This window comes from Pseudorhodoplanes sp., from assembly GCF_050250235.1.
GTDB lineage: Bacteria > Pseudomonadota > Alphaproteobacteria > Rhizobiales > Xanthobacteraceae > Pseudorhodoplanes.
This window is the reverse complement of the sequence record NZ_JBFWPA010000305.1, coordinates 1-3,211: the sequence shown is the minus strand read 5'-3', so window position 1 is coordinate 3,211 and position 3,211 is coordinate 1. Positions and strand designations below refer to the sequence as shown.

Below are 3,211 nucleotides of genomic sequence, written 5' to 3'. Positions count from 1 at the left end.
AATCTTGCTGAGCGCGGCGTCGTCCTCGCACAGCTTTTGCAGGATCTTGGGAATCTAGCCATCCCATTTGCCATCCTCGAACCGGATGTACGAGGTTCCACTAGCAGTGAAATCGTCGAGAAGGCAGATCGTGTGAAATTTGCACTCTTCATCATTCGGCTCGCGTCCGAGCTGAACTGTCAACGCTTTCTTCAGCTTCGCACCCATAGAGGCCGCTTTCTCATCCGAGATATCGTAGGCATGCCAAAGTTGCTCGTTACTCACGAAGGGATGGGATCGGCGAAAGACGTCGGTGCAAGCGCCATCGCTCAAGCCAAGAAAGAGCGTTTGGCGAAGCACCTGCGAATAAGCAGTGCTGGATACGACATGTTTGCAGCGCTGCGGGTCTACTCCTAAGACTGCCGCTGCCTTGGCAATCAGACTCGGCCGGACCACTACAGGGAATGCAAGCTCAACGAGATGGCGCATCTCCGCCGTAGAAATAAAAACGAGGCGCGAGCGAAAAAACTCATAGGCGATACGCCGTTCCTCTAAGGACCTAAACTGCCGCAGCCAGAGCGCGAGACTTTCGATGAAACGGCGGCCGGGGGCGTATTGTTGATACTCGTCGTACTTATAGCGCGCAAAATCCTGAAGGATAGGGCGTTCCCGAGCCTTTTCTTCATCCGACCAGTTCATGACCTTGGCCAGGAGAGCTTCTGCGAGCTCATCCCTCATCTTTCAAATCCTACTCCAAATGAATAGAGCCAGATCCATGCTGCCAATCAATTCTATCAAGATAATAAAGTGTGGCCTGTACACCTAGAACCCCCCGGGGTGATAATCCCCAACAAGATTCGGTGCTGGCGCTCACTTCATCGACGCTTAGTCCGAAGGCATCGTCAAGAAGCTCGCAATCGTTGCCGGGCCATCGGCCTTTGTCTCCCACGCGAAGCACTGGCGCCCGGTCGTCCACTTGTACTCGCTTGCGAATGGCCTCGACCACCGCTGTCTTCCCGCCACCACTGAAGACGATGTCAACTGAGTGGTTCGAACAGGTTATAGCCGCCTTGACGCCTGATTGTTCGACAATCGATGTGGCGATGCGGACTGAGGTCGAAGGCTCTTCCAAACTCGGAAGCGATATAGCAATCTGAAAATTGTTCGATCGGAAGGAGCATGCGGAAAAATGCTGCGCTGTACGGAGCTTTTCTTCAACGCAAAGAACGTCCGGCGTTGCCCTACCCGGCGTCGGCGGTCCGTCCATCAGGCTCTGCACCACTGCGCCATTGTAAAAGCCGATCAGGACGTTTTTCCAATAAGACTTCTCAATCACTTCCTGAATTCGCTCAGCCGCCGAGCCACCGCGTCCCGTCGCGATCCCTATGATCGCACCATGGGCAAGTAGCTTATTCAGTCCGGTCGCGACACCCTTCGAAAGGGGCTGAAATCGTGCATCTGGTTCGCAAAGCGTGCCGTCGTAGTCGAACACTACACCGGCAAAGCAGGACTGAGTGATTCTTTCAATCCCGCGCTCGCAAAGTACGCGCAACTCATTAATTTGAGTCGAAGTCTTTAGGCCTCCCACCATTTCTTTCCGCCAAACCGCGATATCCGTCAATTCGGTGCGGCGTGCCTTGCGCCGTCGTGCTGGGGCGAGGTGATAAAGCTTGCGCCCGAACTCCGGTACGCCGGGCTTGCCTGGATCAATCTTTCGGACCTGACCGGCGGCGGCAGCGAGATGAAGGCTGACAATGAGGCCCGCAAGCGCTTGCTCGTCTCGCGGACCCACGAAATCGATCCGAGCCTGAGGCACATCGTGTGGAATGAGTTCAAGCGTTCGGTTCGCCAACACTTCCTGATCGTCGCCTATCAACGCCAAAATTGCCGTCTTATCCGGGCGCTTAGCGAACCAATGATGCCGGCCGTGGCCAAAATTGCGAAGATCAGTTACGTGGATGTTTCCGAGCGCTGCCTCAACGAAACGCGACTCGATATCGATCGCGGCTGGCTTCAAAGAGGAGGAATAGAGAACGCTGGTCGTCTCCGCCCCAACGACCGACAGCGTATGTTTGATTAACTGATTAAGCGAAACACTGACGCGTGATTGCATGAATTCGTCGAGCGTCGTGGGAAGAGGCGTGATATCGCCAACCAGGGCACGATAAGCTTTGAGAATCAATATCGCCGAGCCCAACAACGACGCCACAGCAAGAAATCCGTCTTCGAACAGTTTCGATGAAGCGGAAACAATACGGCTATACTTGTAGCGCTCTGCCAAATCGTGGAGCGGCGAGTGCTCACGCATGACAAGTCCAATTAACGGCTTAGCTTCTCGCTGTGCCGCTTCATCAAACGCGGCGCAGATATCCTTGTTGCGTCCGCTAGCCGTAAAACACATTACGGTGGCGTCACGGAGTGGCAGCGTCATGTAGTCGAGCGGCGTTGACGGCGATGCCAGACGAGCGGTTCTAAGTTGGTGGATGTAAGCCGCGAACGAGGCAACCGAGAATGACCCTCCCGAACCAAGCATGACCGCCGAGCGAGCCGCAGCACTTTCAATCGCCGCTTTAAGCGGAACAGAATCTAGCTGATTGGCAGTTTCATAGACCGCATGGAGATTGGCTAACTCCTTCAAATATCGATCAGTCACTTAGAGCCTCGACCGGACGCGGCAAATAAAAGTTCGCTCTACGAAGCGCTCGTAGAGCGCATTACGTTACGGCGGCAGAAAGCTCCCGAGAAGACTAGAAACAATAGTCTATCATAAGAACATAACAGGAACAAAAAAGATTTTAAAGCATTGATTCTAGAGCATTATCAGATGTCCCGATAAGGGCTTATAAGAGCAAATTGCCTGAAGGTACCATCTTCGACACGCATTCGGACTCTTTCGATGCATATTTATCGATAGTCAAGGGCCATAGGCGGGGGACCTAGTCCATCGTCGCCGGATAAAACCGCCCCACAATTACCAATTGTGCGCCTATTTTCCATTCTCCGGCATCGCTTTTGGAGAATGCCCAGCCGCAAGCGTCGGATAACTCAAGCTGTTTGGCAACTTTTGCATCGTCTGCCAATTTTCTCTGCAATATCAATAATTTATGGCGGAGAGGGTGGGATTCGAACCCACGGTACCCGTGAAGGCACAACGGTTTTCGAGACCGTCCCGATCGACCACTCCGGCACCTCTCCGCAAGAGGCTCATGCAAGGCCAAAAACCGCCTCGTTC

General features: G+C 53.7%; 3 protein-coding genes and 1 tRNA gene. All 4 read right to left on the bottom strand.

What is annotated here, in order from left to right; translation table 11 throughout:
* Nucleotides 1-54: 54 nt before the first annotated feature.
* The 4 genes from AB7F49_RS39145 to AB7F49_RS39130 all read right to left on the bottom strand — a co-directional run bounded on the left by AB7F49_RS39145 (nucleotide 55) and on the right by AB7F49_RS39130 (nucleotide 3,174).
* Nucleotides 55-717 carry a hypothetical protein gene (locus tag AB7F49_RS39145; RefSeq protein WP_428533360.1) on the bottom strand — a complete coding sequence of 221 codons (663 nt, stop codon included), beginning with the start codon at nucleotides 715-717 and terminating at the stop codon, nucleotides 55-57.
* Nucleotides 718-727: 10 nt separating this feature from the next.
* Nucleotides 728-2,632 carry an HAD hydrolase family protein gene (locus AB7F49_RS39140; protein ID WP_428533357.1) on the bottom strand — a complete coding sequence of 635 codons (1,905 nt, stop codon included), beginning with the start codon at nucleotides 2,630-2,632 and terminating at the stop codon, nucleotides 728-730.
* Nucleotides 2,633-2,915: 283 nt separating this feature from the next.
* Complete coding sequence (locus tag AB7F49_RS39135; protein ID WP_428533354.1) at nucleotides 2,916-3,059, bottom strand: hypothetical protein; 144 nt, start codon at nucleotides 3,057-3,059, stop codon at nucleotides 2,916-2,918.
* A gap of 25 nt (nucleotides 3,060-3,084) precedes the next feature.
* Nucleotides 3,085-3,174 (bottom strand) — tRNA-Ser (locus AB7F49_RS39130).
* Nucleotides 3,175-3,211: the final 37 nt, after the last annotated feature.